General features: G+C 41.9%; 16 protein-coding genes and 1 tRNA gene. 13 read left to right on the top strand and 4 right to left on the bottom strand.

The window, feature by feature from the left end; all coding sequences use genetic code 11:
• Positions 1-76 precede the first annotated feature (76 nt).
• The gene (fen, locus tag KAU88_04330; protein MCK4477736.1) at positions 77-1,114 is read right to left on the bottom strand and encodes a flap endonuclease-1; all 1,038 of its coding nucleotides are present in this window, start codon (positions 1,112-1,114) and stop codon (positions 77-79) included.
• A 77-nt stretch (positions 1,115-1,191) separates the two neighbouring features.
• Here fen and KAU88_04325 point away from each other — a divergent pair.
• The 8 genes from KAU88_04325 (at position 1,192) to KAU88_04290 (ending at position 5,612) form a co-directional block, all read left to right on the top strand.
• Positions 1,192-1,267 (top strand) — tRNA-Gln (locus KAU88_04325).
• A 109-nt stretch (positions 1,268-1,376) separates the two neighbouring features.
• The gene (locus KAU88_04320; protein ID MCK4477735.1) at positions 1,377-1,727 is read left to right on the top strand and encodes a MoaD/ThiS family protein; all 351 of its coding nucleotides are present in this window, start codon (positions 1,377-1,379) and stop codon (positions 1,725-1,727) included.
• Between the two features lie 66 nt (positions 1,728-1,793).
• The gene (locus KAU88_04315) at positions 1,794-2,861 is read left to right on the top strand and encodes an aminopeptidase P family protein (protein ID MCK4477734.1); all 1,068 of its coding nucleotides are present in this window, start codon (positions 1,794-1,796) and stop codon (positions 2,859-2,861) included.
• Positions 2,862-2,953: 92 nt separating this feature from the next.
• A complete protein-coding gene (locus KAU88_04310; protein ID MCK4477733.1) occupies positions 2,954-3,427 on the top strand; it encodes an Lrp/AsnC family transcriptional regulator in 474 nt (157 codons plus the stop codon).
• Positions 3,428-3,791: 364 nt separating this feature from the next.
• Positions 3,792-4,019: a hypothetical protein gene (locus KAU88_04305; protein MCK4477732.1), complete on the top strand. Its 228-nt coding sequence runs from the start codon at positions 3,792-3,794 to the stop codon at positions 4,017-4,019.
• Positions 4,020-4,188: 169 nt separating this feature from the next.
• Positions 4,189-4,641 carry a hypothetical protein gene (locus KAU88_04300; GenBank protein MCK4477731.1) on the top strand — a complete coding sequence of 151 codons (453 nt, stop codon included), beginning with the start codon at positions 4,189-4,191 and terminating at the stop codon, positions 4,639-4,641.
• Between the two features lie 3 nt (positions 4,642-4,644).
• Positions 4,645-5,118 carry a hypothetical protein gene (locus KAU88_04295; protein MCK4477730.1) on the top strand — a complete coding sequence of 158 codons (474 nt, stop codon included), beginning with the start codon at positions 4,645-4,647 and terminating at the stop codon, positions 5,116-5,118.
• Positions 5,119-5,120: 2 nt separating this feature from the next.
• A complete protein-coding gene (locus KAU88_04290; protein MCK4477729.1) occupies positions 5,121-5,612 on the top strand; it encodes a hypothetical protein in 492 nt (163 codons plus the stop codon).
• Between the two features lie 482 nt (positions 5,613-6,094).
• Here KAU88_04290 and KAU88_04285 read toward each other — a convergent pair whose 3' ends face one another.
• A complete protein-coding gene (locus tag KAU88_04285; GenBank protein ID MCK4477728.1) occupies positions 6,095-6,580 on the bottom strand; it encodes a hypothetical protein in 486 nt (161 codons plus the stop codon).
• Between the two features lie 53 nt (positions 6,581-6,633).
• On the opposite strand from KAU88_04285, the gene KAU88_04280 reads away from it, so the two are divergent.
• The 4 genes from KAU88_04280 to KAU88_04265 all read left to right on the top strand — a co-directional run bounded on the left by KAU88_04280 (position 6,634) and on the right by KAU88_04265 (position 10,806).
• On the top strand, positions 6,634-7,704 hold the full coding sequence (locus KAU88_04280; protein MCK4477727.1) for a hypothetical protein: 1,071 nt from the start codon (positions 6,634-6,636) through the stop codon (positions 7,702-7,704).
• A gap of 35 nt (positions 7,705-7,739) precedes the next feature.
• The gene (locus KAU88_04275) at positions 7,740-9,191 is read left to right on the top strand and encodes an ATP-binding protein (GenBank protein ID MCK4477726.1); all 1,452 of its coding nucleotides are present in this window, start codon (positions 7,740-7,742) and stop codon (positions 9,189-9,191) included.
• Positions 9,192-9,456: 265 nt separating this feature from the next.
• Positions 9,457-10,233 carry a GNAT family N-acetyltransferase gene (locus KAU88_04270; protein MCK4477725.1) on the top strand — a complete coding sequence of 259 codons (777 nt, stop codon included), beginning with the start codon at positions 9,457-9,459 and terminating at the stop codon, positions 10,231-10,233.
• 96 nt (positions 10,234-10,329) lie between these two features.
• A complete protein-coding gene (locus tag KAU88_04265) occupies positions 10,330-10,806 on the top strand; it encodes a DUF3795 domain-containing protein (protein ID MCK4477724.1) in 477 nt (158 codons plus the stop codon).
• Between the two features lie 189 nt (positions 10,807-10,995).
• Here the strand turns inward: KAU88_04265 and KAU88_04260 are convergent, their stop codons facing one another.
• Positions 10,996-11,169: a hypothetical protein gene (locus KAU88_04260; protein ID MCK4477723.1), complete on the bottom strand. Its 174-nt coding sequence runs from the start codon at positions 11,167-11,169 to the stop codon at positions 10,996-10,998.
• Positions 11,170-11,585: 416 nt separating this feature from the next.
• Positions 11,586-12,098: an isoprenylcysteine carboxylmethyltransferase family protein gene (locus KAU88_04255; protein ID MCK4477722.1), complete on the bottom strand. Its 513-nt coding sequence runs from the start codon at positions 12,096-12,098 to the stop codon at positions 11,586-11,588.
• A 300-nt stretch (positions 12,099-12,398) separates the two neighbouring features.
• Between KAU88_04255 and KAU88_04250 the strand changes: the two genes are divergently transcribed.
• Positions 12,399-12,783, top strand: a 385-nt coding sequence (locus KAU88_04250; GenBank protein ID MCK4477721.1) for a hypothetical protein, incomplete at its 3' end; no start/stop codon positions are given.

The following is a 12,783-nucleotide window of genomic DNA, read 5'->3' as shown; positions in this document are numbered from 1 at the left end:
ATAATTTTCTGATACTTTTCTGTCTTTTTAGAGTGTTTAGACTGTTTTTCAGAAACCTTGGCGCAGAGCAAACAGGTCACATGCTCCTGGTAAACCATTTTTCAAGTCTTGCTTGCTTTTTTAGTCTGTGAATTTCTTTCATTCTTTGAACAATCGTTTTCACCCGTTTCTGAGCGAAGTCTCGCTGATCGCAGAGAAAGTGAAAAAGCTCCTCTTCACGCAAGGGATTATAACTAAGATCGTATTCTAACGTTGTTGTTGGATGAAGATAAATTTCTCTTACTTCCTTGTACTGTGGTGGGATTTTTGACAAAAACTTGCTAGGCAGATTTTCTATTCTCCCATGTCCTTTGACAAGTTTGAGAGCTGTTTTAGGTCCTACACCTTTTATTCCTTTATTAAAATCCGTTCCAATCAGAATCGCCAAGTCAACAAGTTGCTGACGCGTTATTTCATGATGCGAAAGAAGTTGGCATAAGGTGATAAGTTCAGGCTTCAAGGGTCTCGCTACTCCTTTGCTTGGCAGGTATTCCCGTCCATGAATTGTTAAAAACCGCAACAGTTTTGGTGCCCCAAAAAGAACGCAGTCATAGTCTTTGCTGCTTGCGGCCCAAACATCACCTCGCATCGCCATATAAGCGGTTTGAGCCTCTGCCTCGCTTGGAGCTTGCACGTAAGGGATTCCGAGAAGCGTGAGTAATTTTTTAGCGTCTTCTATCATGCTTCGTGTTAGTCGGCTTGTCATGACCGCTTTTGAGAAGGCTTTAGCGTAGTCTCGGGCTTTCAATGCTTCTTGCCATTCTTGAAGGGCTTTCTCTCGCTGTTCGCGTCTCCTTTTAATTTCTCCTCCTTTTAGTGCTGGTGGTTGACCGTCAAATACAAAGACAAGGTCTATGTTAAAATCGTGTATTAAGCGGGTGGATCGGAACATTAGACCTGTAAGGTGGGATGTGATGTTTCCTTTTGAGTCTTTTAGAGGTGTTCCGTCCCTTACTCGTATGAGGGATAGAAATTGGTAGAGGTAGTTGTTGGCATCCACTGCAAGGCTTTTGCCTTTTAAATCGTTTAGGGTGAGAATTTGTTTTACCATAATTGGAGTGAGGTTGACGCCCATAGCTTTTCCCGCTTTTTAACACTATGTATAAGTGGATGTTAAGATTTTTACGATGGTTACGTGTATAAGCAATGTAGAGCCCGGTGGTGTAGTGGACAAGCATAGAGGGCTTTGGACCCTCAGACGAGAGTTCGAATCTCTCCCGGGCTACCAACCACTCAGTTGAGCAAGATTCTATTTTCAGGCTAACACCGTAACTTTGTTTAAGCTTAGATTTGCACTTTTATCGATTAGTACATACAATTCCCCTTCCGCTTACAACATGACTCTTTTAGAAGAGTTAAATAGACCCGTCGAAAAATATTCTTTGAAGACGTGGCTTAACATGAAGGTGAAAGTGGAGTATTTAGGCTTCATCAAGAACTTGCTTAACAAACGAGTTGAAGAAATCGAGTTAAGCAAGGGAGCTTCGCTTCAGGAACTGCTGAGTGATTTGTCAAATCTTTATGGAACGCTTTTCAAAAAGGAAATTTTTGAGCCAGGTCAAAAAGATGTTAAAACAGGTTTTGTGGTCACTGTAAATGGAGTGCTGATTGGACAGCTTGACGACGTAGAGACAAGTCTTAGGAACGGAGACCAAGTTATACTTATGTCGCTAATGAGTGGCGGCTAGGCAGAAGTCCACAAAGGTTATACTCTATTTTTATCAACTAGAATTCTTTATAATGGAGGATGTGCGTTGAGGAATCGAATTAAAGCCTTGAAAGCTGCCTTCAGAAAGGAATTTGACGGCTACTTAATCATCAACCTGATTAATATGCTCTATTTTACCGATTTCTCGGGTGCTGCTGCGATGTTAGTTCCAAGCGATGATGAAAGTATCCTTTACGTCTACGGTGTAAATTATGAAGGGGCAAAGGCTGAAGCTGAGAACTGTAGGGTAGAACTGGTGAAACGTGGCGAAGACTTGGTTAAGAAAGTTGCCAAGCAGATTAAGAGCCTAAAGTTAAAGAAGTTAGGCTTCGACACAATGAATGTTGAGACATATCAGAAATTCAGCAAAACTCTTATGAACACCGCTAAGCTCGAAGCTAAGAGCGAATACGTTTGGAATCTTCGCAAAGTAAAAGATGAGGATGAGCTGAGGAAAATGCGAAAAGCTGCAGAGTTGACAGTTGAGGGCATGCAAGCTGCCTACGAAACAATTAAAGCTGGGCCTCGAGAGTATGAGGTTGCCGCTGAAATTGAGTATGCGATGCGCGTCAGCGGGTCTTATGGCGTAGCTTTTGACACTATAGTTGCCTCAGGTTCCCACTCGGCTTATCCCCATGGGGGATGTGGTGAACGAAAACTTAAAACTGGAGATCTAGTGGTTGTCGATATTGGGGCGACATACAAGAACTACCGTGCAGACATGACTAGAACGTTTGCAGTCGGTAAGCCATCTGCAAAACAGGAAAAAATCTATACTGTGGTGAAAAGGGCTCAGGAGAAAGCTTTTCAAGAGATGCGGGAGGGAGCGAAGGCTGCGGAATCAGATGCAGCTGCAAGGAGTATTATAGAGAAGGAGGGGTACGGTGAATATTTTGTCCACGGTCTCGGTCATGGCGTTGGGCTAGAAGTTCATGAGCAGCCTGTTTTGAGTCCTACAAGCAAAGACATACTAAAGGTTGGAAACGTGGTTACCGACGAGCCTGGGGTATACATCGTTGGCTTCGGCGGTTTTCGAATTGAAGACACAGTGTTGGTGAGGAAAAGCAGAGCTGAAAGATTCACCAGAGGGCTCTATGTTTTAAAAAGGTCATAAAAAACGCTAATTTCTAGCTGAAATTAAAAAATCGCACCTGTCTCAAAGGCAATCATATAATTTATATATTACTTTGCAGTTTATGCAAAGGCATGCATACTGACAAAATTCCGAAACTTCTGTACGAATTGATTAAGAACTCTCGAAGAAGCGATAGAGACTTAGCAAAGGTTCTCGGGTTTTCACAACCTACCGTTACGCGGACAAGGAGAAAACTTGAAGACGAAAAGTATGTTTTGCAATATACTGCGCTGCCAGACTTTACCAAGCTTGGATTCGAACTAGCAGCATTTACTTTCACACAATGGCTATCAGAGGAAAAAGCAGATACTGAAATACCTTACAAATGGCTTGAAAAAGACCCTAGAGTAGTATTTGTTGGCAAAGGCAACGGACTTGACGGAAAAAATTCCATAATCGTCACTATGCACAAGAACTATACTGACTATTCAGAATTCCTTGCAGACTTGCAGAAAACAAAAACTGTCCAAAACATGAATTCGTTCATAGCACCATTAGCTGGAATAAAAAAGCACCTTACTCTTGCAGATCTTGAAAAGGTCTAGGCAAAACTAGGAGATTTAAGCGTCAACCTATCGTTTCAAAGATGATCTTCTAAGAGCGTTTCGCTAATGTAATCGCTCAGTATATAATATCCAAGGTTTTCTCAAAATAATCAAAAATTAGGAGTATTAGAAACAGCGAATCTAGCCTAGTTAGATGCCCTTCTCATCAACTTCCATGCTGCAAGTGCATCCTTTGCCACTCACTTCACACCTTCTACTTCAGTTTATGAGAAGGGGCGAATGTCTACTCAACTTAACAGAATCTTTTTTTTAACGTGTCGGCGACGGCGCACACTCCCGCAAGTTTCCCATCGACAGCAACTTGAACAAAAAGGACTCGTAAAACACAGCATCAAGAAAGTAGGTGAAAAAGAAAAAAGCGTTCGAACTAACAGAAAAAGGGAGGAAACTCTGCACAAGATTGTTCAAATGCTTCCCCAACTTCGTTTCAGTGGCCATTGAACCCAGCCGCTGCGACTGTGAAGTCTACAAAGGCAGCTACAAAGAAGTCGTTAACGGAAGAGAAACGACTTTTTACCGCATTCACTTCGCTCAATCATACAGACAAGAAACGGGTGAAATCATATCTTGACATCTTTCCGCGATTCTGTCTGAAAGTTACAGCTTTGGCAACATAAGGCTTCGACGCAACAACAGCACATATCTTCTCTTATGAATGAATACGAAATCCCATGTTGAACAGTAAAAGATTTTATAATATCTATCTAATATCACTCTATCATTATGAGGTTAGACAAAGCATGCCATTTTCGTTCCGCATCAAAATAAACCAAAACGAGGTTGAAATTTCAGGCACACAAAAGGAAGTTTTGAAAACAGTTAGGGATCTCCCAAAACTTGTTGAGAATATTTCCAAAGCATTCTCCCACATAGACTCTAAAATCAGTGCCACCCAAAAATCACCTGTAACAGTGCAGTTGACTTCCCCCACTGCCAAACCGTCCAAAATGTACCCCTCAATCAAGAAGGCAAAGAACTGTAGTCAGGCTGTTTTAAAGCTGCTTGAGACTGAATGGGGGGCTTGGAGACCTAGAACAACACCTGAGATCACTGAAGCTTTGAAGGCGAATGCTATTCATTATCCATCCACAACCTTGTCGGGTGTATTGTCTTGGCTTGTGAAAAAAGGGAAAGTGAGACGATGGAAAACTGACGCTGGGTACGTCTACATTTTGGCCAAGAAGGAGGCTTAAGTATTGCCTGGGCACCTACGAATTCGAGTGAAGACGTCTTTCGGTGAAGTTATTATTGAAGGTAATAGCGCAAATGATATTTTGGATATGCTGCAAGAGATGCCCCCTGAGTTTATGGAGAGAATTGGCGATCTGGTTTCATCGAAGCTGACACCGCCTTTGCAAGCACAGTTGGATGGAATTGTAGAGTTTACTACGAAAGGACCAGTAATTACAGCGAGACGTAAACTCACGCATTATGAATCTATTGGGCTGGTTTTGTATGCTTCTGATGGAAAGACGAATACGGCGACGCAAATTGACCGTTTGCTGCAATCTAGCGGTGTGAAGTCTATGGTGCCAGCAAGGTTGAATGAGATGACGAAGCGGGGTTTGGTGTTCAAGCCTGACCCGGGGCGACCGCAATTTAGATTGACAACGCAGGGTGAGAAGTGGGTTGAGGAGGAAATTATGTCGAAGTTGAAGGAGAGCACTTGACGTTGAGTGTTACGGTGCATATTAAGTATAAGGACATTGAGGAAACTTTTACAGGTGATGTTGACGATGTTTGGGCGGGCATTAACCAGTTTTTCGGTAAGATGATTCCGCTTTTTGATGCGACGCGGGAAGTGGTTCTTACTGTGGATTTAGTGGAGGTTGTTGAAGCTGCAAAGGGTTTGGTTGCTGTGGCAGAGGAGGGACCGGCGGTTTTGGTTCCTAAGGAAAAGTTGACTGATAATGAAGGTTTGCTGTTGATGTTGCTTGCAGCTTATGTTGGGGGGCGGTTGGGCGTTTTATACAAACCGTGGTTATCAAAGGAAGAGATGCAGATTTGGCTGGGAAAGAGCGGAAAGATTACAGGTACCCGGCTTGGCGAGCTGTGTCGTAAGGGTCTAGTAGTGAGAGTAGAGGATGTAGGTTTTCGGCTTTCGACCTTAGGGGTCAAGCAGTTAATAGATGAGGTCTTGCCACAGATTCGAGGCAAGGCTTAGACTTTAGAGTTCTTGTTCTTTTTTACAAGATTCGGATTGTTTCGTCGCTGCGTTCGACAGTTTATAGTTCTTATACACCCGCATATTCACACAAGTCGCTTTAGCATTTCGTACAATTTTTGTGTTCTCATTATTATATGGGTTTTTTCCTTTCTTAGCGTAAATATACAATTTTCCGGTTCTTTCGTAGTTTTCTAAAATGATTCTCAATGGCCGAATCCACGCCCTTGTATCTCTTCATACGCGCGCGCATCAGGAACAGATCCTGCAGTTCGAAAATCTCCAATTGAAATAACAGAAGCCAATATCAATTTGAAACACACAGTAACCCATGTAGCCTGTAAATGATACAAATACTTCATTCGCATTCGCAATCCTTTTAGAAAGTTTTTCGAAGCTAAACAAAACTCAGAGCTCCTAGCATTGCGCATGCACACACCAAAAACACCCTACCTCCCCCTCTTCTCCCCCCTATCGTTTTTTCACTTCTCTTGGCTTTTCTTGGTTTTGGCGACAGTTGGCGGTGGACGTTTCTGCAGATAGCGATACCTTCTGGGCCTTCCCTCCCGTGTCAAGACTCCCTCTCGAACCAAATCGACCAACGCGTGCGCTACAGCTGTGCGATCATAATGAAAACCTCTACGACCCATTTCCCCATGAACTTCACCAAGGCTACGACCAAGTCCAAACCAGCCTTCCCGCCACAGATCCAAAATCAAACCTTTGCAGGTCTCTCGATAGCTAACCCCGACTCTTCCAGAAGAACTTGCACCATCCGCAACGACACCACCACTTTCAGCTAGCGCTTCCAAAACCCTACTAACAACGTCCCCCACTTCATCTACACCACACTCAACCTCAACATCGATGCTCCCCACTTTCAACCGTACATGTACACGACCCTTGGCATCTCTGCTTTCAACCACTGTTTCTCGCCTATTGGTTATTGTATTGTGCAATTTGTTCATGCACAATACTTAAATGCCAAGAACACCAAACATAAAGATATTGGTGAATCTTGGTGAATGCACAATTACCTATAACAACAACACCAAAATATAATTTTCCACCCCAAAAAGAAGACCTACAATTTCCGCAGCAATTCATAGAGCTCAGCGTACGCTCCATGAAAAAATGGGTGGACAATCAACCATTTTTTGCAGGAAACACAACAACTCAACGTTTTGCACGAGAAGAACCAAAATGTTTCCTTCCTTCGACAAGACTCGTGAAGCTGAAGCCAAATCATACAAAAACTCCCATAGTTGCAATAGATGTCTCAAGCATAAAACTGGGCGAAACCGAAACGGGCTTGTTACTTGCAGTAAGAGGTGCTATTGTATGGAAACAAGCTGATCGCTACCGTTACTTGCGATTGGGTCCTTTTCCTTTTCACATTACTGAGAAAAACAAAAATGATATTCACAACTTTGGTGAAAATCGCCAAACAGCACATATACAACGATACATTTCACCTAACATTCTTCACATGCAGCTCAGACTAACAACTCTTTTCGAACGATGGATACAGGCAACCATCAACCAGACAACGCATGGCAACCTTATTCTTTGGGATGGAAGTCTCACAGCGGGCACTCCTGAAACACCTGTACATAACATGGAACGACTGCTAAAGGAATCGCGTGACAATCAAAACACTATCTTAGCTTTTTCAAAGATGACACGACTACTTCTATATGGTCATCGCCTAACAGACCTTGCATGGAAATATCCGCCTCCATGCTTGCTCAAAATACAGGGCTATCCTGAGTATGGAGGCCCAATGCGCTCAATGGGTAATATATATGTAGCAAGGCTAACTGGGGGCTGCTGCAGTTTCCGATTAGATGTTGATAAGCAGTTGTCTCATACACAAGCGATTGAAGCGGTCCAAAGATTGCTTGGGAACGATTTAATTCTACAGAGTTATCCAGAAACCCTCCGTCTTGCTCATATATTCTCTACGTTCACGGCAACAGAGGTCTTAGGAATACAACGTTGCGTTGCAAGAGAAAACAACATAAGAATTTTAAGAAGGCCAAATATACGTCGCATACTTTTTGGTCGCTTCGGCAAAGGACCGGAAGGTTAGTTGACTTGCGGCTTTATAGAAAAGAAGGTTCAACGGTGCACATCATAAGTTTTCCAAATGAAGAAGTTGAGAAAGGTGATTACCTAACTATTGAGGACCTTAAAACTGGAAAAGGTCTAATCGTTCAAGTCATAGACATACAATACGCTGACATACCAGGCATTCTGGAGGAATTGCTTCGAAACCATAATGATGGTTCCTATATAGAAGGGGAAGATGTAGATCCTTTTGAAGTGGCGACTCATATTGCCTATATTCAAGATGCACGCCTACTAATCTGCAAAATTCGAGCTACAAACAATAACGGCGAGTTAGTGCCTACGAGTTCTTGGCTTCCTTCCCGTTCTCGTGCAATAATCAAGACGCTCCCAATTGAAAGGCTACTTGCTCAGACAGAAATTGACGGGAATTATCAGATAAATCTGGGTGAAACAACAGAAAAGAAGCAGCTTCTCGTTGATTTGCGGGCTTTAGATGGCAGTCTAAACATTATTACAGGCAAAAAAGGAACCGGTAAGTCTCACATATCCAAACTGTTAACCCTTAGTCTGATAAGCCACGGTGCCCCCGTTGTAATCCTTGATTTGAACGGCGAATATGCAGGCCTTGGTCAAAATGTTGATGGAAAACCTAACGAGTTTCGTGAAAAGATTCATGTTTTAACGCCTGGAAAAAACCTCAAAGTAACTCTGGGGCAGTTGAAACTTCGTGTAATGCTTAATGTTCTTGTGAACGCGCTTAGTTTGCCAGGGACCTCAGCCAGAGAGTTTAAACGCATATGGCGTTTTCTTGAAGAAAAAGACGTTTTGACGATGCATGAGTTAGGTGAGGCGATAAGGAATTGGAAGTGTAATCAGCATGTGCGTGATGCTTTGTTATCTCGATATCATACATTGCTGAATTCTGGTTTGCTTACTGACAACCCGGCACAGGCAACCTCGTTGACGAATTCGCTTCACAAAGCCCGAGTAGGCGGTGCAGTTGTGATCAATCTTCGTGACACATCAACGATAAATAGGCTTATTGTGGTTGAGTATGTGCTTGGCAAGCTTGTAGAGCTATTAACAGATTGGAAACTGCGAGCTATTTTTTTGTTTGCTGAGGAGGCGCACTTGTATCTGAGAGAGACTTACTGGATTGACATAGTTACTCGAATGCGGCATTTTGGGGTGTTCACCACTTTCATAACTAATCAGCCAGATACGATTCGAGAGAATATTTATCGTCAAGCCGATAACTTGTTTCTCTTTAACTTTACTAATGGGCATGATCTAGAGACTGTTTCTAGAGCTTCTAAGGTGGACGCGGAAACTGTGAAGGCTGTGGCTCGAGATTTGCCGCCGCATCACTGTCTTGTTTTGGGGCGGGTTGTAAATGATTTTCCGATTGTTGTTAAAGTTAGAAAATTAGACGTGCGTGCGATGGGGCAGACGAGACTGTTTTTTTCCAAGCAGAACTGCTCTATTAATCCTTTTAGTAAGCTGTAGAAGAGCTGGCTATTTGTCCCAAAGTTGTGGTTTACCAGAAGATGGCTCGTTTAGAGACGACATTGATAATGCAGCGTATTTTCTTGTCAGAACTATCATAAATGGAGATATCTCCCGATATCACCTTGAATTTGATGCTATATCAAGTCAAGTTTGCTTAAGAATGTCGTTTCTTATAGACTGAGATTTTGACAAAGGTTGCCCAGAACACACATATCCCTCAAGGCTTTAAAACGGCAGAGGCTAGTTACTAGTGGCGAAGAACATGGTTGAGATTCGTGAGTTAACTGAAAAAAACGTGGAAGATGTGGCAACCTTTTGTTCTCCGAGAGGAACCAAAAATGAATTCTTTCTACAAGGAGAAAAGAGAAAGAAGAAGCTTTTGCTGGAGAAGTTGCAAAGGGGTGGACGGGCCAATATCGCGTATAAGGAGGACAAGCCAGTTGGATTCATCGAGTATTACCCCGTAGAAGACGCTCCTTTGAACGTTGTCGGTGAAGATGCTGTGGTTGTTCCTTGCATGAATGTCAAAGTTAATGAACGAAAAAAAGGAATTGGAGACAAACTTCTTCGAGCGTGCATTGAAGACACTAAAAATATGGGAAGGAAAGGATTGACTGTGCAAGCGACTGACTGGCAGAATTTTATGCCAAGAACTTTCTTTGAGAAGTATGGATTTAAGAATGTGACGAAAAGTGGTCCAGTCAACATCTTTATGAAAAAATTTGGAAGTGTGGAAAATCCTTGTTGGTTAACATTGTTACATAAGCAAAAGCTAGTTGAGGGAAAGTTGAAAATCGACATTTTCCATAATGACCAATGTCCGTTTGACTGGCAGAACTCGGAAAGAGTTAAGAAGATAGCAAGAGAATTCGGGGACCGTGTTGTCGTAAATGATTTTGATACCAACAAGCGGGAGAACATATTAAAATATGGAATCGTGGGAGCGATTATTGTAAATGGCGAATACTTAGGTGCAGGACCACCGCTAAGTGAGGAAGAGATTAGAAAGGCTTTCCAAGAAAGGCTGAAAACTGTATAATTAGGCGGATAAATGCTTTATATCTTCATTTCTTAAAAGGTGAAACTTATTTGAAGCATCAACAATCTTATCTTCAATCCGAAAGGGGGAGCATCTATGAGTGATGGGCCAAGTTTAGTTGGGTATTGTGGTCTTTATTGCGGTGCGTGTGCAATTTATCAGCAAATGATTAGGAAGAGAGCCTTGCAACTACTCGAAGTATTGAATGCTTATCAATTTCGAGAAATAGCAAAGGAAGCCAAAGAATGGGACCCAAAGCTTGCTTTCTACTCCCAGTTTGAAGAAGTTCTGCAATCTCTGATGAAAATGTTTGGAGAATGTCCTAGCTGCTTAGCTGGTGGCGGACCACCAGTCTGTGTAATCAGAGATTGTTGTAGGGAAAAAGGATTTTCAACATGTGCAGAGTGCAAAAAAATGCCTTGCGACAAACTAAAACCACAAGTTCAAGCCTACGGAGGGCATCTAGATAGGCTTCGTAGAATCAAAGAGATAGGAAAAGAAAAGTGGGCTGAGGAAATGGAAAAGAAGGTTAAAGAGGGTTTCTTATACATCGAAGTCATGAAAAGCAAATAAAACAAAAACTACAGAGTCGCCTAAGGTTATAAAACCATAACTTCCCCAATTCTTCTCAGTAGTGACATGCACACGGGTAAATAGTAACAATGAACCATATATGGACAGATGGAAAAGCATGAACAAGAAAACTCTGCATAAATTCCAAAAAAAAATGGAAATAACCTATGAGCAACACTCTCATGTACGTTATTCTCTAAGAGTAGAGACACCCATCAAACCTATAACAAACCCAACTATCATGATTATCCATCCAAAAATGGCTACTGCCAAGAAACTCTCTCGGTTATACAGGAAAAAACCCGCAATAATTTGAAGAACCACAAAACGGACCAAGAAACCCACCAGATGTTCTCTTTCCAACTAAATCCCTTCCCTGTCATTTTTGCAATCACATTCCAATTCAACGGATCCCATTTTTTTCAATAACCTTTCAAGATTTATGTCTCACTTGCACGCACTTGTTAGACAACTTTTCTGAAATATCGTAGACAGTCACATACTGCATAGTGCCAAATTGCTTCAACCAAGAAAAATACTGCGAGAAATCCACATACCACAGACCACCACTCCGAAGAATAGAATGACCAGAGGAGAACCAAGACTATACCCACAATTAATTGAACCGAACCAAGCAATTCCAGCCTCATAGTGTCTTTCATATTTTCATCCCCTCATTATACAAATTTGTTATTTGAGGGGCAATTAAATATAACAAATTTGGAGAGATTTGGTTCAATACCATGTTGATGACTGTGAAAGATTAGATTCATAGATTCTTACTGCTCTTTTCTGCGTCTTAGCAGTCTAATAAATCCTAGCACAAAATTCATTCTTGGCACCTTTTGCATATAGCGTTTGTAGGCATCGCCAAATTTCTCGATGTTGGATTGTTCTTCCTTTCGCATGGATACGTAAGCGTACACTATCATTGGAACACCAAGAATTGCGCTTAACCAATGTTGGGAAATTAGAACAGAGGCAGACATTAACAGTTTAAAGCCCAGAGCTTGGGGATGTCGAACAACGGCATAAACTCCACTGTCAACGAGAACTAAAGCAAACACACAACTTGCTCCTTTTGAAGCGCCACCCTTTTTTCCAAGTTCATATGGACCCAGAAAGAAAAAGACAAAGCCAACTGTCAAGACAACGCATCCAAAGTACAGTAGAATTTCGACACCCAAATAAGGTCCAAATAAGACTCCATAAATAACGCCCAGTATCATTTGCAAAAGCATTAGCATATATACCGCTCTCTCCAAGCGAGACGGTGGTTTCCATTGTTTCATGTCAAGTCGTCCCTCTCTGAAAACGGCAACTAACTAGTCATTAAACGAAGTTTTATATCAAATTTCATTGTCTAGCTTCTAAAATCACGAAAATCGTTGTGTAGAAAGATTTTGTTGATTTCTGTAATGATTTTAATAGGCTTAATCAATTGATTAAGGTTTTGCGAGAAAGAAGAATCTGATTTTTCCGCTTATTCTATACGTTAAGGTTGCTAGTAGTGTTGTTATCACGAAGAGTGTAGAGGGACTATGAAAGACAAGAAATCTTATCTTCTGTGGGTTGGTTAGGTATATGGTGAAATGAAGGTTAACTCTGCAGTTGAAATCGTTGATGTAACTGAAAATCCCGAGTATGAGAGATACCTTTACAGATGCCTCTTTCATAGTAGGCGAGATACCTACGGAGGTCGCTTTCGTAGTAAGAGAGATGCCTTCTATAAGCAGCGCCATGAGTACTTGCAGTCTGTAATTCCAAAGGGCTTTCACAAGAAGATTTTGATTTTCAAGGGGGACCCAGTTGGCACAATCGAGTATGCACCTGCTGAGGGTTCAGGTCTTCCCATCATTGGTGACAACGTTGTCGTTATGAATTGTATATGGGTGCATAGAAGGGGTAAAGGGCACAGCTTCGGAAAGCAATTACTGAAAGGTATGATAGAGAGTGAAAAAGGAGCTTCTGGTTTCG

Source organism: Candidatus Bathyarchaeota archaeon (assembly GCA_023131225.1).
GTDB lineage: Archaea > Thermoproteota > Bathyarchaeia > Bathyarchaeales > SOJC01 > JAGLZW01.
This window is presented reverse-complemented; position numbering and strand designations above follow the sequence as displayed.

Coding starts and splice junctions, on each gene's coding strand:
- fen (MCK4477736.1), bottom strand. CDS start 1,114: ATGGGCGTCAACCTCACTCCAATTATGGTAAAACAAATTCTCACCCTA.
- KAU88_04320 (MCK4477735.1), top strand. CDS start 1,377: ATGACTCTTTTAGAAGAGTTAAATAGACCCGTCGAAAAATATTCTTTG.
- KAU88_04310 (MCK4477733.1), top strand. CDS start 2,954: ATGCATACTGACAAAATTCCGAAACTTCTGTACGAATTGATTAAGAAC.
- KAU88_04300 (MCK4477731.1), top strand. CDS start 4,189: ATGCCATTTTCGTTCCGCATCAAAATAAACCAAAACGAGGTTGAAATT.
- KAU88_04285 (MCK4477728.1), bottom strand. CDS start 6,580: ATGAACAAATTGCACAATACAATAACCAATAGGCGAGAAACAGTGGTT.
- KAU88_04270 (MCK4477725.1), top strand. CDS start 9,457: ATGGTTGAGATTCGTGAGTTAACTGAAAAAAACGTGGAAGATGTGGCA.
- KAU88_04265 (MCK4477724.1), top strand. CDS start 10,330: ATGAGTGATGGGCCAAGTTTAGTTGGGTATTGTGGTCTTTATTGCGGT.
- KAU88_04255 (MCK4477722.1), bottom strand. CDS start 12,098: ATGAAACAATGGAAACCACCGTCTCGCTTGGAGAGAGCGGTATATATG.